The sequence below is a fragment of the Parvularcula oceani genome (genome assembly GCF_000733125.1).
Lineage (GTDB): Bacteria > Pseudomonadota > Alphaproteobacteria > Caulobacterales > Parvularculaceae > Parvularcula > Parvularcula oceani.
Genome location: NZ_JPHU01000006.1, coordinates 25416 through 43856 on the forward strand (window position 1 = coordinate 25416; position 18441 = coordinate 43856).

At 69.7% G+C, this 18441-nt stretch carries 15 protein-coding genes; 5 read left to right on the plus strand and 10 right to left on the minus strand.

The annotated features are described in order from the left end of the window. Window positions 1–37 precede the first annotated feature (37 nt). The 4 genes from IE88_RS0108040 to topA all read right to left on the minus strand — a co-directional run bounded on the left by IE88_RS0108040 (window position 38) and on the right by topA (window position 5152). Window positions 38–709, minus strand: coding sequence for a carbonic anhydrase (locus IE88_RS0108040; protein ID WP_031552731.1), 672 nt, complete (start codon window positions 707–709; stop codon window positions 38–40). A gap of 41 nt (window positions 710–750) precedes the next feature. Further along, window positions 751–1095 carry an ArsR/SmtB family transcription factor gene (locus tag IE88_RS16490; protein WP_036766898.1) on the minus strand — a complete coding sequence of 115 codons (345 nt, stop codon included), beginning with the start codon at window positions 1093–1095 and terminating at the stop codon, window positions 751–753. A gap of 91 nt (window positions 1096–1186) precedes the next feature. After that, window positions 1187–2425 carry an MFS transporter gene (locus IE88_RS0108050; protein WP_031552736.1) on the minus strand — a complete coding sequence of 413 codons (1239 nt, stop codon included), beginning with the start codon at window positions 2423–2425 and terminating at the stop codon, window positions 1187–1189. A 63-nt stretch (window positions 2426–2488) separates the two neighbouring features. Continuing rightward, complete coding sequence (gene topA / locus IE88_RS0108055; protein WP_031552739.1) at window positions 2489–5152, minus strand: type I DNA topoisomerase; 2664 nt, start codon at window positions 5150–5152, stop codon at window positions 2489–2491. 165 nt (window positions 5153–5317) lie between these two features. Here topA and IE88_RS0108060 point away from each other — a divergent pair, with 165 nt between their 5' ends. Next, a complete protein-coding gene (locus IE88_RS0108060; RefSeq protein ID WP_031552742.1) occupies window positions 5318–5560 on the plus strand; it encodes a hypothetical protein in 243 nt (80 codons plus the stop codon). Here IE88_RS0108060 and IE88_RS0108065 read toward each other — a convergent pair. Genes IE88_RS0108065 through IE88_RS0108090 form a run of 6 tightly spaced genes read right to left on the minus strand, consistent with a single transcriptional unit; the run spans window position 5557 to window position 13780 of the window. After that, a complete protein-coding gene (locus IE88_RS0108065; protein ID WP_031552745.1) occupies window positions 5557–6504 on the minus strand; it encodes a tyrosine-type recombinase/integrase in 948 nt (315 codons plus the stop codon). The two genes, IE88_RS0108060 and IE88_RS0108065, sit on opposite strands and share 4 nt — an antisense overlap. A 58-nt stretch (window positions 6505–6562) precedes the next feature. Further along, window positions 6563–7141: a hypothetical protein gene (locus IE88_RS0108070; RefSeq protein WP_031552748.1), complete on the minus strand. Its 579-nt coding sequence runs from the start codon at window positions 7139–7141 to the stop codon at window positions 6563–6565. A gap of 58 nt (window positions 7142–7199) precedes the next feature. Continuing rightward, window positions 7200–9272, minus strand: coding sequence for a glutamine amidotransferase (locus IE88_RS0108075; RefSeq protein WP_031552752.1), 2073 nt, complete (start codon window positions 9270–9272; stop codon window positions 7200–7202). Continuing rightward, window positions 9269–11968, minus strand: coding sequence for a DUF4159 domain-containing protein (locus tag IE88_RS0108080; protein ID WP_031552755.1), 2700 nt, complete (start codon window positions 11966–11968; stop codon window positions 9269–9271). The genes IE88_RS0108075 and IE88_RS0108080 overlap by 4 nt, the downstream gene beginning before the upstream one ends. Next, complete coding sequence (locus IE88_RS0108085; protein ID WP_031552757.1) at window positions 11965–12834, minus strand: DUF58 domain-containing protein; 870 nt, start codon at window positions 12832–12834, stop codon at window positions 11965–11967. The genes IE88_RS0108080 and IE88_RS0108085 overlap by 4 nt, the downstream gene beginning before the upstream one ends. Next, window positions 12827–13780 (minus strand): AAA family ATPase, encoded by a 954-nt coding sequence (locus IE88_RS0108090; RefSeq protein ID WP_238319284.1) that lies wholly within the window; start codon window positions 13778–13780, stop codon window positions 12827–12829. Before IE88_RS0108090 ends, IE88_RS0108085 begins: the two co-directional genes overlap by 8 nt. Window positions 13781–13994: 214 nt before the next feature. Here IE88_RS0108090 and sppA point away from each other — a divergent pair, with 214 nt between their 5' ends. The 4 genes from sppA to IE88_RS0108110 are packed head-to-tail and all read left to right on the plus strand — an operon-like array spanning window position 13995 to window position 18397. Then, on the plus strand, window positions 13995–15917 hold the full coding sequence (sppA, locus tag IE88_RS0108095; RefSeq protein WP_162178318.1) for a signal peptide peptidase SppA: 1923 nt from the start codon (window positions 13995–13997) through the stop codon (window positions 15915–15917). A gap of 59 nt (window positions 15918–15976) precedes the next feature. Further along, window positions 15977–16519 carry a DUF1285 domain-containing protein gene (locus IE88_RS0108100; protein WP_031552768.1) on the plus strand — a complete coding sequence of 181 codons (543 nt, stop codon included), beginning with the start codon at window positions 15977–15979 and terminating at the stop codon, window positions 16517–16519. Then, window positions 16509–17171: an NUDIX hydrolase gene (locus IE88_RS0108105; RefSeq protein ID WP_051881703.1), complete on the plus strand. Its 663-nt coding sequence runs from the start codon at window positions 16509–16511 to the stop codon at window positions 17169–17171. The genes IE88_RS0108100 and IE88_RS0108105 overlap by 11 nt, the downstream gene beginning before the upstream one ends. Further along, window positions 17168–18397 carry a CCA tRNA nucleotidyltransferase gene (locus IE88_RS0108110; RefSeq protein WP_031552774.1) on the plus strand — a complete coding sequence of 410 codons (1230 nt, stop codon included), beginning with the start codon at window positions 17168–17170 and terminating at the stop codon, window positions 18395–18397. The genes IE88_RS0108105 and IE88_RS0108110 overlap by 4 nt, the downstream gene beginning before the upstream one ends. Window positions 18398–18441: the final 44 nt, after the last annotated feature.

Consider the following 18441-nt stretch of genomic DNA (forward strand, 5'->3'; position numbering starts at 1 on the left):
CCCATTCGGTCTCGTCTCTTCGATGGCGCCCGGTGGCTCAGTGGTCCTGCGCGGTCACCTGCGCGGCATGGGCGGCGACCTCTTCGCGGTAGCGCTCGGAGACGGGCTTGAAGCGGCCCTCGTCCTCGTCCCAGGCATGAACCTCGCCGGACTTGATGTCGTAGACCCAGCCATGGAGCTGGACGCTTCCGGCGGCGAGGGCAGCGGCGACATAAGGATGCGTCTTCAGGTGGGTGAGCTGGAGGAGAACGTTCTGCTCGATCAGCATCGCCATCTTGTCGTCATCGGACAGCTTGTCGCCCTGGCCTGCAACGACCTGCACGGCGGCGCGGGAATAGCCGATCCACTCGCGGACATGGGGCAGGGCGTCGAGACCTTCGGGGTTCATCGCGCCCTTCATCGCGCCGCACTGCGTGTGGCCGCAGACGACGATGTGCTTCACGCCGAGGGCACCGACGGCGAATTCGATCGAGGCGGTGGTGCCGCCGGTATGGGTGGTGTGGGGCGGCACGATATTGCCGGCATTCCGGATGATGAAGAGCTCGCCGGGATCGGTCGAGGTCATCAGGTTCGGGCTGATCCGGCTGTCCGAACAGGTGATGAAGAGCGCTTCAGGGTTCTGGCCCGTCGAGAGCTTGTCGAAGAGCTCCTTGCGTTTCGGGAAGGCCTCTTCCTGGAACTTGACGACGCCGGCGGCGATCTTGGGCATGGGGAACTCCTCGTTCGTGGTTGATATCGGGAGGGGCGGGGTCACACGCCGAGCCAGGCGGCGAGGGCGGCGTGAACGATCTGCGGGTCGATGGGGACGCGGCCTTCGACGAAATGCGCGGCGCTGGCGACCCAGTCGGCGAAGCCCGGTTCGGTCAGCTGGTAGAGATGCTGGCGCCCCTCGCGCCGCTCCTCGACGAGGCGATGCGCCCGCAGCTGGGCGAGGTGCTGGCTGACCCGCGCGGCCGGAAGCTCCAGCCGCTCGGCGAGATCACCGACAGAGCGCTCTCCGGCCCGCAGCTCCTCAATCAGCCGGACGCGGTCCGGATGGGAGAGCTGCTTGAAGATGTCGGCGAGTTCCCTCGCGACGATGCTGCCTGCGGACATGGCTCCCTCGGTCTGCCAACGCGCATATCTGCGAAGACTTGCAGATGATAATGGACATTTTGCCGCAGGTTCCTGCTGCTGCCGGCGGGAACTATTCCGCGGGCGAGGCCTCCCGCAGCTCGGCGCCGCTGCGTGCGAGGCGGGCGAGGACGAGGCGGGTCGTGATCACGAGGACGATGCAGGCGCCCGCGCACCAGACCGCCATCGCATAGAGCTGCGTCTCATAGGGCACGCCCCGGTCGAGGAGCGGGCCGACGAGGGCCGGGCCGATGGCCGTGGCGACGACCATGCCCGAAGAGACGAGGCTGCGCACGCCGCCCAAGTAGCCGGTGCCGTAGACCTCGGGCCAGAGCGCGCCGAACAGCGTCGCCGACAGCCCGTAGGAAACGCCGAGCAGCGCCATGAAGGCGAAGACGCCCGCGGGGCTCGCGCTGACCGCGACCGTGATGCAGGCCGCCGCGAGCGGCAGGAGGAAGAAGGGCAGGACCCTGACCGCGCCGAAGCGGTCGACGAGCTGGCCGCAGATCAGCGCGAAGATGACGGTGAGGAGCGCCTTGACCGGAAAGGCCGCCGCGAAAATCGCCTCGTCGAAGCCCCGAAGATGCGCCAGCGTATCGAGATAGAAGAAGATGGTCGTCCCGATGAAGGGCGGCGCGAGGACGCCCGTCAGCAGGAGATAGAAGAGCGGGTCGCGCAGGACCTCTTTCTGCGTCCAGTCGCGCACGTCAGAGACCGGCGCCTCGGCCTCGCCCTTGGGCGCGCGGTCCTTGCGCAGCAGGCCGACGATCAGGGGCAGGGCGAGGGCGAGGAGCACGGCTGAGCCGATCCAGATGCCCCTGAAGCCGAACCACGCGGCGAGGGCCACGCTGAGCGCGGGCAGGATCGCCTCGCCGCCCTGATAGCCGAGGACGACGATCGACATCGCCTTGCCCCTGCGCGCGGCGAACCAGCGCCCGGTCTCGACCAGCGCGATATGCGACATCATCCCCTGGCCGAGGAGGCGCAGGAGGTAGAGCGCGATGAGCAGGATCAGCACGGACGGCGCGAAGGCGAGAAGGAGGCAGGCCGCCGCCAGCCCCGGCATGACGAACAGCGCCACGCGCCAGCCGGGTGCCACATCCAGCACGCGCCCGAGGAATGGCAGGGTCAGCGCGCTGGCGATGGTGGCGAGGCCGTAGAGCGCGCCGAACTCGCCATCCGATAAAGAAAAGGCCGTGCGGATATCCGTATTGGACAGCCCGATGAAGAAGGTCTGTCCGAAGGACGAGAACATCGTCAGCAGGAAGCCGCCCGCGAGCCAGCGGGCATTGTCGCGCAGGAAGGTCAGCATGGCCAGCACCTGCGCCTTTTGCTGCGACGCAACAAGGGGCGCGGGTGCGGGCGCGCGAGAGTGTTACTCGGCGGCGGTCTCCGAGCCCGCCCCCTTGGCAGCCGTCTTCTTTGTCGCGGTCTTCTTGGCCGCGGTCTTGGTGGCCTTCTTCTTGGTGGCCTTCTTCTTGGTCGTCTTCTTCTTGGTGGCCTTCTTCGCCTTCTTGGCGGGGGCCTTGGCCTCGCGCTCGCGGATCAGCTCCACGGCCTGTTCAAGCGTCACGTCCTCGGGCTTGGTGCCCTTGGGGATCGTGGCATTGGTCTTCTGGTGCTTCACGTAAGGCCCGTAGCGGCCGTCGAGGACATTGACGGGCTCGCCCGTCTCGGGATGGGCGCCGAGTTCCTTGAGCGGCTTGGCCGCCGCGCGCCCCCGCCCGCGCGGATTGTTCTTCTTGTCCTCGAGCACGGCGACGGCGCGGTTGAGGCCGATCTCGAAGACGTCGTCGACGCTTTCCAGATTGGCGTAGAGCTTGCCGTGCTTCACGAAGGGCCCGTAGCGGCCGATGCCGGCCTCGATCGTCTCGCCGTCCTCGGGGTGCGGGCCGACATCGCGCGGCAGGTCGAGAAGCATCATCGCCTTGTCGAAGTCGAGCGTGGCGACTTCCCAGCCCTTGGGGATCGAGGCGCGCTTGGGCTTCTCCTTGGTCTCGGGATCGGGCTCGCCGAGCTGGACATAGGGGCCGAAGCGGCCGTTCTTCAGGCTGACTTCGAGCGAGGTGTTGGGGTCGACGCCGAGCACCCGGTCGCCTTCCTCCAGCGCCTCCTTCTCGGATTGGCCGAGCTGACGGGTGTAGTTGCACTCAGGATAGCGCGTGCAGCCGATGAAGGCGCCATAGCGGCTCATCTTCAGGCTGAGCTGGCCTTCGTGGCAGGTCGGGCATTCGCGCGGATCGCTGCCATCGCCCCTGTCGGGGAAGATGTGAGGGCCGAGCGCCTCGTTCAGCGCATCGAGGACTTCCGTGATCCGAAGGCCCGTCATCCCCTCGACCTGAGCGTGGAACTCCTCCCAGAACCGGGCGAGGAAGGTCCGCCATTCGACATCGCCGTTCGAGATCTCGTCGAGCGTCTCCTCCATCCGCGCGGTGAAGTCATAGGCGACGTAGCGGCCGAAGAAGTTCTCGAGGAACGCCGTGACGATCCGGCCCTTGTCGCCCGGAATGAAGCGCTTGCCGTCCATCTCGACATAGGCGCGGTCCTGAAGCGTCGAGATGATCGACGCATAGGTCGAGGGGCGGCCGATGCCGAGTTCCTCGAGGCGCTTGACGAGGCTCGCCTCGGTGAAGCGGGGCGGGGGCTGAGTGAAGTGCTGCTCGGGCTTGGCGTCGCGGACGTCGGCATTATCGTTCGCGGTGACCTTGGGCAGGCGCGCGCTGTCGGCGAAGTGGCCGTCCTCTTCCTTGTCGTCGCGGCCCTCCTCATAGACCTTGAGGAAGCCGTCGAAGGTGACGACCGAGCCGGTCGCGCGCAGCGCCGTCTTCTCGTCCGAGGACACGACGTCGATCGTCGTCTGTTCGAGGCGCGCGCTTTCCATCTGGCAGGCGACCGAGCGCTTCCAGATCAGGTCGTAGAGCTTGTACTGATCGCCATCGAGCGATTTCAGGTCGTCAGGATGCCGATGAAAGCCCGTGGGGCGGATACATTCGTGCGCCTCCTGAGCGTTCTTCTGCTTGGACTTGTACATGCGCGGCGAGGAGGGGACATAGGTGTCGCCGTAGAGCTTCTTCACCTCGTCGCGGCAGGCCATGACGGCCTCGGGCGCCATGTCGATGCCGTCGGTCCGCATATAGGTGATGAGGCCCGTCGTCTCCCCGCCGATATTGATGCCCTCATAGAGGCGCTGGGCGGCCTGCATCGTCCGCTTGGCCGAGAAGCCGAGCTTGCGGGACGCTTCTTGCTGCAAGGTGGAGGTCGTGAAGGGGGCGGAAGGGTTGCGCTTGGTCGGCTTGGCCTCGACGCTCCCGATGCGGAAGGTCCCGGCCTCGACGGCGGCCTTGGCGCGGGCGCCGTCCGCCTCGGTCGTCAGCGAGAACTTCTGGAGCTTCTCGCCGTCCAGGCGCACGAGCCGCGCGCGGAACGGGCCGCTGCCGGCATTCACCTCGGCGTCGAGCGTCCAGTATTCCTCGGCCTTGAACTTCTCGATCTCGAGCTCGCGCTCGCAGATGATGCGCAGGGCGACGGACTGGACCCGGCCGGCCGAACGCGCGCCCGGCAGCTTGCGCCACAGGACCGGCGACAGCGTAAAGCCGACGAGATAGTCGAGCGCGCGGCGAGCGAGATAGGCGTCAACGAGGTCCTGATCGACCCGGCGGGGATTGTTCATCGCCTCCTGCACGGCCGATTTCGTGATGGCGTTGAAGGCGACCCGGTCGACCGGCTTGTCCTTGAGGACCTTCTTGTTCTGCAGGACCTCGAGAAGGTGCCATGAGATCGCTTCGCCCTCGCGATCGGGGTCGGTGGCGAGGACCACGCGGTCGGCGCGCCTGACCGCGTCGACGATGGCGGAGACCTGCTTCTTCGACTTGGCGTCGCTTTCCCAGATCATGGCGAAGTCGTCGTCCGGGTTCACCGAGCCGTCCTTGGACGGAAGGTCCCTGATGTGACCATAGCTCGCCAGGACTTCGTAGTCCTTGCCCAGATACTTGTTGATTGTCTTGGCCTTGGAGGGCGATTCGACGATGACGACCTGCATAGGGCGGGGTCTCTCCGAGCATGTGCGGGCGCGGAAACTGGGGAGGGGGCGAGGGCCTGTCAACTCCGTGCGATATCTTCGAGCTTTCTCTCTTTTTGGTTGCAGGTTAAAAACGCATCACGTACAGGTTGCTCCCGTCGGCGAAAAGACAACTGGGAGCGTTCCATGCTGCAATCCGCCTACGAGACCTCCGGACAGGACCAGGACGAAGACAGGGCTGCCGTGGACGAGCGGGGCTGTCGTCACGACAGGTCGGCGGAGCAGGCCCTTCAGAAGCTGCACCTCCGGGAGATCGCTTCCGCGCTGGTCCGGCTCGAAGCGTTTACGCGCATTCAGGGCTTCGAGGATCTCGCCTCCCGGATCGACGCGGCCGTGGATGAGGCGGACCGGATGCTGACGGCGCGCTAGCCCCTGCGCCGCGCGCGCGGATGCGCCTCGGCATGAACGGCGAGAAGGCGGCCTGCATCGACCTCGGTATAACGCTGCGTGCTGGCCAGCGATGCGTGGCCCAGAAGGTCCTGGATCACGCGGAGGTCCGCCCCCGCGCTCAGGAGGTGGGTGGCGAAGGCGTGCCGCAGGGCATGGGGGGTCGCGCTCTCGGGCAGGCCGAGCAGGGGGCGCAGGCGGCGCATGCTGCGCTGGGCGACGGCGGCGGAGAGGCGTCCGCCGCGCGCGCCGACGAAGAGCGGCGCGGGATCTAAGCGGCCCCGGAAGAGGCGCGCCTGCGGATCGGCCGCGAGAGCGGTTTCATAGGATGACAGCGCTTCGCGCACAGGGGCGAGCAGCGGCAGGTCCCGGTGCTTGCCGCCCTTGCCGAGCACGCGGAGGACCGCGCCCTCCGCCGCGCCCGCATCGAGCGCCAGCGCCTCCCCTATCCGCAGGCCGGCGCCGTAGAGCAGCGTGAACAGGGCCGCATCGCGCGCTCCGATCCATATCGGCACCCCCTCCCGCGCGAGGGTCTCGATCCGCGTCAGCGTCAGGGCGTCGGTGTGGCTGACCGGACGCGGCAGGCGCTTGGGCGGTTTCGGCGTGCGAAGGGCGGCCAGCGGTTCGAGCGGCAGGCCGACCCGCCGATTGAGATAGCGGAAGAAGGTCTTGATGGCCGACAGATCCAGCCGCACGGTCGGCACCGAAACGCCGTCCCGCCGCCGGTCCGCAAGGAAGGCGCGGAAGTCGCGGGTCTCGAGCGTTTCGAGGGCCCCAAGCGAGGGCGCTTCGCCGAGATGGCGGCCGACAAAGCCTTCGAAGCGGGAGATCGCGGCCTCGTAATTGCGAAGCGTATAGGCGCTGTAGCGCCGTTCCGCAGCGAGGCTGGAGAAGAACGCGGCGCGCAGGGCGGAATAGTCGCTCATCCCTCCAAGATTGGCGCCTTATGGTTTCTCCGCGCTTAATGCAGTCGCGACTAGCGGTTCAGCCGCCGAGCCGCGTCCGCAGGAAGGCTTCGTCCTCGGAATAGACCTCCATCGCCCGCGCGACCCGTTCCAGCGCGGTCTCGACGCGCCGGAGCGTGTCGGCGATCTCGGTATGGGTCGCGAAGGCCTCGGCCGGAGGCGGCAGGTCGAGTCCGCTCTCCGCCGTGGACAGGGGGAAGGGCGAGATGATGTAGGATGCGCCCGCGAGCTGGACCGTCAGCCGGCCAGCGCCCGCAAGGAGGAGGGGGCGGGCAGGCTCGTCCTCATCGGTCAGCAGCGTGTCGATCTTCTGGCGGGCGTCGTCGAACCGTTCCGCGAGAAGCGCTCTTTGCCCCGGATCGGTCTCGGAAGCCGCCTCGATGACGGGGCGGGCCGCCTGGCGGACGAGGCTTCCCGCCTCTTCGAGCCGCGCGAGGGCGGCGTCGAGCGCGCTCAGGGCCTGCCGGATGGGCTCTCGCGGCCCATCGCCGGCGACACCCTCCTCGCGAGCGGGATTGCGCAGGGCGCGCTGCAACCCCTCCGTCAGATCCGTGCTCTGTACCGGGGCCTGCGCCTTGCGTTTGAGCGCTGCGAACATCGCACCGTCCTTCGAAAAGTTTCCCTGTCCCTTCTACGCAGAAGCAGTTGCGCGCGGCTTAACGCTTCGCCCGGCGCGGCCAGCGCCCGCCTTCGGCGAGCCACGCGCCGAGCAGGGCCGCCGCCGCGAGCGCCAGCCAGGCCCAGGCCGGCAGGAGCGGCATGGCGCGCAGGGAGCGGATCTCGGCGGCATTCTGCTGGACGAGGCCCGCCCAGTTCCGGCCGCTGGCATCGCGGCCGGGCCGCACGCTGCGGAGCGAGGGCAGGCGGCTGCCGGCCTCGGGCAGGATGGCGCTGAGCCCGCCCGTCGCCTCGACCAGCGGGGCGAGGAGGTCCGGTGTGGTGCGCACCTCTGACAGCTCGCGCGGCGCGGGCTCTCCGAGGGCAGCCACCGCGAACAGCACCTCTCCGTCGCCGTCTCGCGTGCGCAGTCGGTAGAGGCCGTCCTGTCCGGCCGGAAGATCGGCGCCGAAGAGGCCGGGCGCGATGCGCGAGGGTTCGACCTCCCGCAGGGTTCCGTCGGGCGCTTCGATCTCGAGCGGCGCGACCGCCTCGCCGAGCGTGCGCCGCTCGGCGATCAGGCGCCCTTCGCGCGTCAGGCGGGCGCGGAGCGATTCCTCTTCGAGGGCCGGCTCCTTCATCAGCCAGTGGACGAGGCGGCGCAGAAGCTCGCGGTGGGGCCCGCCCCCATCGAAGCCGCGCGCCCAGAGCCAGACATGGTCGGACATGAGGACGGCGATGCGGCCTTCCCCGATCCGGTCGAGGACGAGGAGGGGGCGGTCGCCGGGCCCGGCCAAGACGGTATCGCCGGACACGACCTCGCCCGGCATGAGGCGCAGCCAGCGGCCCCAGTCGCCCGGCTCGCCGAGGCCCGCGGTCACGGGATGGCGCCGCCCCGCCGCGGTCAGCATGGGAACGAACGGCTCCTCCACCGCATCGCCGGTGGGCAGGACGGGCAGCACGTAAGCGAGGCTGCGCCGCGCGGCGAGACTGCCCGCCCCGGCGAATTCGGGACCCGAGGCGATGAGGACCGCGCCGCCGCCTTCGACATAGCGGGCGATCTGGTCGAACTCATAGGCCTGGAGGACGTAGCGATAGGTGTAGCGGTCGAAGATCAGGACGTCGAAATCCGAGAGCTTTTCGAGGAACAGCTCTTCGTGCGGGAAGGGAATGAGGTTGAGGTCCGAGGGGAAGGCGCGCGCATCCTTGTCCATCGGCTTGAGGATGGTGAAGTGGACGAGGTCCACCGCCGGATCGGATTTCAGGATGTTCCGCCAGGTCCGCTCGCCCGGATGCGGCTCGCCCGAAACGAGGAGCACGCGCAGGCGGTCGCGGATCGCGGTCAGGGTGACCGCGGCGCGGTTGTTCATCGCCGTCAGCTCGCCGGGCGCGACTTCGGCGCTGATGTCGATCACGCTTTCGCCCGGCGCGTCGAGCGGCACGTTGAGCGTGACTTCCCGCCCCGGCACGACCTCGCGGCGGGCTCGGACCTCGCCGCCGAGGGACAGGGTGACGGGGACGGGGGCGCCCGCCCCTTCGTCGAGAACGGTGAAGGTGATCTCGGCCTCTTCGCCCACCACGCCGTAGCGCGGCGCGCGCAGGATCTGCACGCGCCGGTCCCGCTGGTCCTCCGGGTCGCCGGCGAGATAGGCGTGAACCGGAATGCTGAGGCCGAGGCTCGCCCCGCCCGGGACATCCGTCAGCTGACCGTCGGTGATCACGAAGATGGCCGAGAGCCGTGCCCGCGGCACGCCGGACAGGGCCGCGGTCATCGCCTCGGAAAGATCGGTCTCGGTCCGCCCTTCGACCGTGCCCTGCCGCACTTCGACGCCGCGCGATTCGAGATCCGCGAGCAGGCGCTCCTCGGCCGACGCGATGATCGCGTCGCGTCCGCCCAGCTCCGCGCTGCGGCTCTGATCGGTCAGGACGAGCACGATATCGGACAGCGGCTCGGTCTCGGCCTCGCGCCGCTCGGGCCCGGTAAGGAAAGCCAGCACGATCAGCCCGGCCAGAAGGCGGAGCAGCGCCCCCGGCACCGAGGCCCGCAGGCGCAGCGCCGCGCCCGCGAGCACGATCACGCCGAGGACGATCAGGACCGGCCAGGGCAGAAGCGGGTTCAGCGCGACGCTCACGGGGCCTCCTCGCCGAGGCGGTCGAGAAGTTCCTGCACGTGGATCTGGTCGCCCTTATAGCTGCCGGTCAGCGCGACCATCGCCATGTTGATGCCGGACCGGTAGGCCGCCTCGCGCCGCGAAGGGCCGCCAGCGCCCGCCGGGCGCAGCGGCACGCCGCCTTCGTCGACAGCCCAGGCCGAGGCCCAGTCCCGCCCGGAGATGACGAGGGAAGGGACTGCATCCGTCGTCTCGCGAAGGGCGGAGGCGGCCTCGACCCAGACGGTGCCTTCGGTGTTGCGCCCATGCAGGGCGTCGAGGCGGTAGAAGCTGAGCTTGAGGATGTGATCGTCCGGCAGCGGCTCGAGCGGCGGCGTGTCCATCCGTTCGAGAATGCTGCGCAGGCGCGCCTGCTGGGGCGTCTCGGCGCCCGTGCCCGCGCGCTCGCCGTCCTGCGTGTCCATGATCACCATGCCGCCGCCCGCCATATAGGCCTCGAGTTCGGACAGCGCCGCATCCGAAGGCTCGCGCATGGAGGGCGTGATCGGCCAGTAGAGCAGCGGATAGACCGACAGGTCGTCCGTCTCGAGATCGACACCGATGGGCTGCGCGGGCTCCAGGGCGGAGCGGCGGATGGCTTCGCGCGTAAGGCCGAAGAGACCTGCGCGGCTGATCCGGTCCGTGCTCGGATCGCCGGTTTCCACATAGGCGAAGCGGGTCTCCGCGGCAGCCTGAAGCGCCTTGCCGCTGAGCGGCGGCCGCAGATCCTGCGCGCGGGCGTCGGGCAGCAGGGCGAGGGCGAGCATGGCCGCAGCGAGCCCGCCCATGCCGCGCCTGCGCAGCCACGCCATGGCGCAGGCATCGGCCAGGAGTAGGAACAGGGCGACTGCGAGGAGCGGCGGTCCCAGGCGGGCGAGCTGCGAACCTTCGGGCCCCGCAATGGCGAAGCCCGCGGGCAGGCCGCGTGTCGCGGGAGCGAGAGCGGGCGTGCCGGTCCAGGCGTTCACGCTGAGCGGCGCCTCGGCCAGGCCGTAGAAGCCGGGCGCGGCCCGGCCCTGCGCGATGGCCGCGGGCGTTGCGGGCGGTGTGCTGGCCGCGGGTTCTTCGAGCGCGCCGAAGCCGTCCAGAAGGCGCAGGGCGCCGAGCGGCCGGTCCGGCGAGGCCTCTTCCACGACGCTGGTGCCCGCCAGCGCCACGATGCGGCGCAGGATCGCGGGGAAGGCGCCGGACAGCGGCAGGTCCGACCAGGTGGGGCTGGCGGTGACGTGGAAGAGGACGATCAGCCCCTCGCCCACGCGGCGTGCGGTGATGAGCGGCGTGCCGTCGGTCAGATAGGCCCAGCTCTCCGCTTCGGCGCCGCCGCGCAGAAGGACCTGCCGCCGGACCTCGACGTCTTCGGGAACCGAGAGGCTGCCAAGGGGGCTGTCGCGGTCGAAGCCTTCGAGATCCTGCGGCGTTTCCCAGGTCAGTGCGCCGCCGAAGCTGCGCCCGCCAGTGCGAAGCGGCGCAGGGAAGGTCGGCGCGTCCTCCGTATCGGCATTGGCGACATCGGGCCCTGCGAAGCGGACGAGGAGGCCGCCTCCTTCGAGCCAGCCCATCAGCGCGCGCTCGGCCTCGGTGCGCAGCGTGCCGACATCGTCGAGGACGATGAGGTCGGCGCCCGCGGCGACGAGGTCTTCGGGCGTGCCGCGCTCGATGACCGCGAGCGGCGCGAGCGCCTGGGTGAGATAGGTGCCGCTGGTCAGGAGGCTGTCGGTCGCGCCCTCGGTCACCAGCCCCGCGCGCACGCGGCGGGCCGAGGCGTCGACCAGCCAGGTCGCCCCCGCGCTGCGCTCGCCCTCCATGCGCAGGATCGCGGCCTGATTGCGCAGGGCCAGCGGCAGGTCGAGCGCCGCTTCCGTTTCCGCTTCTCCCGCGCCGAAGGCGAAGGGCAGGCGGGTCAGCGTCCGCCCGTCCCGCGCGATCACGCGGATGTCGCCTTCGCGGGCGGGAAGGCGGTTTCCGATCCGGGAGAGCTCGATCGTCAGGGCGGCGCCCTCGCTTCTGAGGCCGGTCAGGGCAGCGGTCTCGGCGCCGGGCAGGCGGAAGGCGGTGACGAAGCCCTGCCGCGAAAGCGAATCGAGAAAGGCGCGCCGGCCCGCGGTCGCGGGGGCCGCGCCGCCGGCCAGCCAGAGAACCTGCGTCTCGGGCAGGGCAGCGGCGCGCAGCGCCCTGGCGGCGGCGTCATGATCGGGAAGGCGCGGCTGGGGCACGAGGCCGGCGACCCGCCGCGCCGCATCGTCCAGCGTCATCGGCCCTTCGACCACGGGCTCGTCCGACGCCGTGCGCAGAAGCCAGGCCTCGCGCGTGCCTGCGCCCGGGCGAGCGGCTTCGAGCGACACGGCGTCCTGCCGCGCGCGCCATTCGGATGCAGCGGTCCAGTCATCGTCGAGGACGATCAGAAGCGGCCCCCTCTGCCCGGTCTGGGCCGGGGCGCCGATCATCGGCCCGGCCAGAGCGACGATCAGGAGCCCCGCGATCACGAGCCGCAGGAGGAGGATCGGCCACGGCGTTCGCGCCGGGGTGTCCTTCTCGTTGCGCAGGCCCCGCAGGAACAGCATGCCGCCGAAGCGCCGCTCGGCGGGCGCGGGCGGCGTCGCGCGCAGGAGCCACCAGACCAGCGGCAGGGCCAGGAGCGCGAGAAGCAGGGCCGGGCTCGCGAAGCTCAAGGCGCTCATCGGCGCGCATCCTGCGACATGGCGGCATGGAGCGCGGAGAGGGTCGGGGCGAGCGAACTGCCCGTGACATGGCGCTGGAGGGTCCAGCCGTAATGGGCGCAGGTCGTGCCGAGCGCCTCGAAATGCGCCGCGCGGGCGGCGGCATAGCGGTCCGCCACCGCGCCCGCATCGCCGAAGAGGAGGCGCTCGGTTCCGCCGGGCGAGCGGAAGACGGTGCGCCCGGTGAACGGAAAGGTCTCCTCCGCCGGGTCCGCCACCTGGACGAGATGGCAGGGACGCGCGGCGGCGCGGATCGCGCGCAGGCGCTCGAGCAGCGCTTCGGTCGGCGCGTGGAAATCGGAAACATAGACGAGCCGCGTCGCCCCCTCCGGCGGCAGCGGCGGCAGGGCGTCCCGCGGCGGGTCGGCAAGAAGGCCTTCGGCCAGCGCCATCACCCCGGCCCTGCCGGACCGCGCCGGAACCCCCGGCGCCATCGGGCCGACGCGCTCGCCCCCGCGGGTCAGCAGCAGCGCGAGCGCCACCGCGGCGACATCCGCCCGCCAGCGCTTGGTCGTCTCGCCGCTGGCATAGTCGAAGCTCTCAGTGCCGCCGCACCAGATGCGGATCGTCGCCGCGGTCTCCCATTCGGTCTGCCGCACGAAGAGGCGTCCCGGGGAGCGGGCGGACTGGCGCCAGTCGACGGAGGAGGCGGGATCGCCCTCGGCATAGTCGCGATATTGCCAGAAGGTCTCGCCCGTGCCCGGCCTGCGCCGCCCGTGAAAGCCGGCCATCAGCGTGCCCGCCACCCGCTCCGCCTCGGTCAGGAGGGCGGGCAGGCGCGCGGCGGCGGCCCCTGCGGCGCGTTCGAGTGCGAGAGCCTCAGCCAAGGCGCGCCGTCATCTCCTCGATGACGCCCGGAACGGTGTGGCCCTCGGCCCTCGCTGCGAAGGTGAGGGCGAGGCGGTGGCGAAGGACGGGCGCCGCCAGGGCGGCGACATCCTCCATCTCCGGCGCCGTGCGGCCGTGCAGGAGCGCGCGCGCCCGAACGGCGAGGCTTAAGGCCTGCGAAGCGCGGGGCCCCGGGCCCCAGCTCAGCCTGTCGGCGAAGGCGCCGCCGGGACGGGCGTCGCGGACAAGGGCGAGGATCGAATCGACCACGCGCTCGCCGATGGGCAGGTCGCGCACCAGAGCCTGCGCATCCTCGAGATCGGCCGCTCCCATGACGGCCTTGAGCTCGTCCTCGGGCTTGCCGGTCGTTGCCGCCAGCATGCGGCGCTCGGCGTCGAGATCGGGATAGTCGACGTCGATCTGGAGAAGGAAGCGGTCGAGCTGCGCCTCGGGCAGGGGATAGGTGCCTTCCTGCTCGATCGGGTTCTGCGTGGCGAGGACATGGAAGGGCTCGGGCAGGACGCGGCGTTCGCCCGCCACCGTCACCTGCCGCTCCTGCATGGCCTCGAGAAGAGCGGACTGGGTGCGGGGGCTTGCGCGGTTGATCTCGTCGGCCATGAGGAGCTGGCAGAAGATCGGCCCCGCGATGAAGCGGAAGGCGCGCTTGCCGCTGCCGGTCTCCTCCAGCACTTCGGCGCCCAGAATGTCCGACGGCATCAGGTCCGGCGTGAACTGGACCCTGCGTTCGGAGAGGCCGAGCACGGTGGCGGTCGCGGCCACGAGGCGCGTCTTGGCGAGGCCGGGCGTGCCGACCAGCAGGCCATGCCCTCCTGCAAGAAGCGCGATCAGCACCTCCTCGATCACGCGCTCCTGGCCGAAGACGTGCTCGCCGAGCGCGGTCCTGGCCCGTCCTGCCGCGGCGGCCAGCCTGTCGAAGCGTTCCATCGGCTCCTCCGCCGCCCCTTTTCGGCGGCCTGTCCATCTTTCCATGCTCTTGCCCTGTTCTGCCGCCCGCGGCCTATCGCTATGTCACCCTAAGGAACTGCACAAATTGACAAGCAGCAACACGTAACCTGCGGCATAGCGCGCCGGGAATTGATTGTTTCCCGATAAAGCGTGCATGCTATGAGCGGGCGAATTGGTCACAGGGTGGGCGAAGGTGCAACAACGAGACAGACTGACGGCGTGGGGTTTCATCAAGACGGCCTTCAAGGTCGTGATCGGCTTCTCGCTGCTCGTCCAATCCCTGCTGTTCATCGTCCTCCTGGTGGCGATCTTCGGCATTATCGGCGGCGTCGCGACGCAGCTCGGTGAAGAGCGCGAGGATGGCGGACCTTCCCTGCATGTCGCACGCGGCGCGGCCCTCGTCCTGAACCCGCAGGGCACGCTGTCCGAACAGGCGCCCGAGACCGATCCCTTCCAGGAGGCGTTCTCCGAGGCCTTCGGGTTTTCGACGGCGTCGGAAGTCTCCGTCCACGAGCTCGTCCGGATCGTGCGCGCGGCGCAGGACGATAACCGCATCGAGGCGCTCGTCCTCGATCTCGGCGGCCTCTACGTGCCGTCGATCTACGCCTCCAAGGCCTATTACCTCGCCGACGCGATCGAGGATTTCCGCGAAAGCGGAAAGCGGGTCGTGGCGATGGGCGACGCCTATACGCAGGAGCAGTATCTGATCGCCTCGGAGGCCGACACCGTGCTGATGCACGATTACGGCCAGGTCTTCATTCTCGGCTATGGCAGCTACAGGACCTATTTCGCCGAGGCGCTCGAAAAGCTGAAGGTGAACAGCCACGTCTTCCGCGTGGGCACCTTCAAATCGGCGCTCGAACCCTATCTGCGCAACGACATGTCGGAGGCGGCGAAGCTCGCCAATTCGGCGTTTCTCGGCGTTCTCTGGGACACCTATACCGAGACGGTCGAGACCAATCGGGGCCTGCCCGATGGCACGGTGCACGACTTCGCCTCGGACATGCCGCGCTATCTCGAAGCGGCGGGCGGCGACATGGCGCGCATGGCGGCCGAGATCGGCCTGATCGACGAAGCCATGAGCCGGGCGGACATGATCGCCTATGTCCAGGACATCGTCGGCGAGGATGAGGACGGGGAAAGCTTCAACCAGGTCGCCTGGACGAAATACCGCCACGCTGTGCGCGGCCCGCAGGACCGGGACGATATCGGCAATGTCGCCGTCGTCACCGCCGCCGGCGCCATCGTCGATGGCGAGGAGAGCACGGGCGTGGCCGCGGGCGACTACATCGCCGAGCAACTGCGCGAGGCGCGCGAGCGCGAGGACGTCAAGGCCGTCGTCCTGCGCGTGGACAGCCCCGGCGGCTCTGCCTTCGCCTCGGAAGTGATGCGGGACGAGGTCCTGAAGATCAAAGCCGAGGGCAAGCCGGTCATCGTCTCGATGGGCTCGCTCGCGGCGTCGGGCGGCTACTGGATTTCCGCGCCTGCGGACGAGATCTGGGCTTCGCCCACCACGGTGACGGGCTCGATCGGGATCTTCGGCTATCTGCCGACCCTCGAGGAGACCGCGCAGAGCATCGGCGTCAATGTCGACGGGGTCGGCACCACGCCGCTCGCCGCCTTCACCGCCGTCGGCCTCGGCCCGCTGCCCGACGAGGCGAGCCAGATCCTGCAGATGTCGATCGAGCAGGGCTATGACCGCTTCCTGACCATCGTGTCCGAGGGGCGCGGCATGTCCAAGAACAAAGTCGATGCCGTGGCGCAGGGCCGCGTCTGGATCGGCCAGACCGCGCAGGAGCTGAACCTCGTCGACAATCTCGGCGACATCGACGAGGCCATCGCCGCAGCCGCGGCGCGCGCGGGGCTGGAGGACTATGACGTGGTCGGCCTGACCCGCGAGAAGTCCGCCTTCGAGCGCTTCCTCGAAGGGCTGACCGGCACCGCGCAGGAAGTCGGCCTCGTGAAGAGCCCGGAAGCCAAGCTGTTCGCCGCGGAAAGCGCGCGGCCGGGCACGATCGAGCAGGTGTTGTCGCTGGTTCAGGCGGAGGCGAGGTTCCAGGCGAGCTTCAACGACCCGAATGCGATCTATGCGCGCTGCCTCGCCTGCGGCCTCTGATCGGGAGCAGGATCGCGAAAGCGGTTGACCGGCGCGCTCAGATCGCCACCTTCTGAGCTGTGCCGGACCTTTACGCCATAGCCGCCGATCTGTCCGCCGAGCGGGCGGACGGCCCCCTGCCGGTCGAGAACTGGCATCCCGAGCGCGTGGCCGACATGGACCTCGTCATCAAGGCGGACGGGACCTGGATCCACGAAGGGCGGCCCATAGCGCGCCCTGCGCTGGTCCGCCTGTTCAGCCGGATCCTGCGCCGCGATGAGGACGGCTTCGCCCTCGTGACGCCCGCCGAGAAGCTGCGCATCGCGGTGGAGGACGCGCCCTTCCTCGTCGTCGATCACGAGCGGCAGGACGATGGCTATCGCTTCCGCACCAATGTCGGAGACGTCGTGACCGCCGGGCGCGATCATCCGATCACGGTGAGGGACAGCCGGACGCTGGGGGCAGCCGTGCCCTATCTGCGCGTGCGCGGCGGCCTCGAGGCCCGGATCAGCCGCAATGTCTATTACCGCCTGGTCGAGGACGCGGAGACCGGCGAGGACGGCGCGCTGTTCATCGAGAGCGGCAAGGAGCGCTTCGTGCTCGGACATCCCCATGATGCCTGACGACCTGCTGCGGCGCCTGCGCGCCGCCCCCGACCGCGCCGCCGCCAATGTCGATCGCCGCCTCTTCGAGGCGCTGAACCCGACGATGACGCATGCCCCGATCCTCGACAAGCCGCCCGAGCGCTACCGGCCCGCCTCGGTCCTGATTCCCGTGATCGACCGCCCCGAGCCGACCGTTCTCTTTACCGTCCGCACCCCGACCATGCCCTCCCATGCGGGGCAGATCAGCTTTCCCGGCGGCGGCCCGCGCGTGGAGGATGTCGACGAGATCGACACCGCCCTTCGGGAAACCGAGGAGGAGGTCGGCGTCGGCCGCGACCATATCGAGGTGCTCGGCCGTCTCGGCCTGCATTACGGCGGCATGGGCTATGTCGTCACGCCGGTGATCGGCCTCGTCCATGTCGACGCCGAGACCGTGCCCTGTCCGCGCGAGGTGGCGGAGATTTTCGAGGTTCCGCTCGCCCATCTGGCAGACCGCCGCAACCACATCACCGAGGAGCGGCATTTCAACGGCATCGGCTACCAGATGTATGCCGTCCCCTATGAGGAGCGGAACGGCAGCGTCCGGCATATCTGGGGGCTGACCGCCGGCATTCTCGAGACCTTCTGCCGCGCGCTCAACGACGATCCCCTGCCGGAGAGCGCGGCATGAGTGCCGCCTTCGGCTGGATGGACGCGGCGCCCGTCCGTGCCGTCATGGCCGCCCTGAACGCGAAGGGAGAGGCGCGCTTCGTCGGCGGCTGCGTGCGCGACAGCCTGATCGGCCGGCCCCCTGCGCCGCTCGCGAAGGGCGGCGAGGCGGGCACGACCGATATCGACGTCGCGACGACGCTTCGGCCCGAAGAGACGATAGCTGCGCTGAAGGCGGCAGGCCTCGCCGCCCATCCCACAGGTGTCGAGCACGGAACGATCACCGCCGTCGCGGACGGCCTGCCGGTCGAGGTGACGACCTTGCGCGCCGATATCGCGACCGATGGCCGCCACGCCGAGGTCGCCTTCACCACCGACTGGGCGCAGGACTGGCGCAGGCGGGATTTCACGATCAACGCGATTTATTCGGATGCGGACGGTACGCTGTTCGACCCCGCCGCCGGGCAGGCCGATCTCGATGCGGGGAGGGTCCGCTTCATCGGCGATCCCGATACGCGGATCCAGGAGGACTACCTGCGCATCCTGCGCTTTTTCCGCTTCACCTCCCGCTATGCCGCGGCGCCGGACGAGGCGGGGCTCGCTGCCTGCGCCCGGCAGGCCGAGGGGATGGCCCGCCTGTCCAAGGAGCGGATCTGGCAGGAGGTCTCGAGGCTCTTCGCCACGCCGAATGCTCCCGCCATGCTGGCTGCGGCCGAGGAGGCAGGGGTGCTGCGGCAGGTCATCGGCGCGTCTGCGCGGATCGGCCTCTTCGCGAGGCTGCACGATCATCTCTACCCGGACATTCCAGAAGCGCTGGCCGTCGCGGCGCTCTGGCCCGATGCCGGACCGGGTATGCTGCGCGAGGCGTTCAAGCCGCCCACGGCTCTGATCGGCCGGATCGAGGCCTTGCGCGAGGCGCGCGCGCATTTGACGCGGGAGCGGGGCGCGCCCCTCCTGCGCGCCCTCTACCGTTTCGGGCGGGAGGCGGTCTGCGACGCCATGCTGCTCGAAGCCGCAGAAGGCCGAGAGGCGCAGGACTGGCTCTCGCTCCTCTCCGAGGCGGAGCGCCTGCGCGTCCCGGTCCTGCCGATCGGCGGGCGCGACCTTATCGCGGCGGGACTGGCGCCCGGACCCGCGCTCGGCGAGGCGATCTCGCGCTTCGAGGCGGAGTGGCTGGCGCAGGGCTGTCCGGCGGATGAAGAGCGGATCTCCGCTCTCCTCGAAAGGGTGGTACGCGAGCGGCGCTGACCCGAACTGCCCGGTTCACATTGCCGCGCGGCGCCGATTGGCTA

Bases quoted from the DNA above. Each gene is read 5' to 3' on its own strand.
- IE88_RS0108080 (WP_031552755.1), bottom strand. From the start codon at position 11,968: ATGAGCGCCTTGAGCTTCGCGAGCCCGGCCCTGCTTCTCGCGCTCCTG.
- IE88_RS0108040 (WP_031552731.1), bottom strand. From the start codon at position 709: ATGCCCAAGATCGCCGCCGGCGTCGTCAAGTTCCAGGAAGAGGCCTTC.
- IE88_RS0108090 (WP_238319284.1), bottom strand. From the start codon at position 13,780: ATGGAACGCTTCGACAGGCTGGCCGCCGCGGCAGGACGGGCCAGGACC.
- IE88_RS16490 (WP_036766898.1), bottom strand. From the start codon at position 1,095: ATGTCCGCAGGCAGCATCGTCGCGAGGGAACTCGCCGACATCTTCAAG.
- IE88_RS0108110 (WP_031552774.1), top strand. From the start codon at position 17,168: ATGAGTGCCGCCTTCGGCTGGATGGACGCGGCGCCCGTCCGTGCCGTC.
- IE88_RS0108065 (WP_031552745.1), bottom strand. From the start codon at position 6,504: ATGAGCGACTATTCCGCCCTGCGCGCCGCGTTCTTCTCCAGCCTCGCT.
- IE88_RS0108060 (WP_031552742.1), top strand. From the start codon at position 5,318: ATGCTGCAATCCGCCTACGAGACCTCCGGACAGGACCAGGACGAAGAC.
- IE88_RS0108050 (WP_031552736.1), bottom strand. From the start codon at position 2,425: ATGCTGACCTTCCTGCGCGACAATGCCCGCTGGCTCGCGGGCGGCTTC.
- topA (WP_031552739.1), bottom strand. From the start codon at position 5,152: ATGCAGGTCGTCATCGTCGAATCGCCCTCCAAGGCCAAGACAATCAAC.
- IE88_RS0108070 (WP_031552748.1), bottom strand. From the start codon at position 7,141: ATGTTCGCAGCGCTCAAACGCAAGGCGCAGGCCCCGGTACAGAGCACG.
- IE88_RS0108105 (WP_051881703.1), top strand. From the start codon at position 16,509: ATGATGCCTGACGACCTGCTGCGGCGCCTGCGCGCCGCCCCCGACCGC.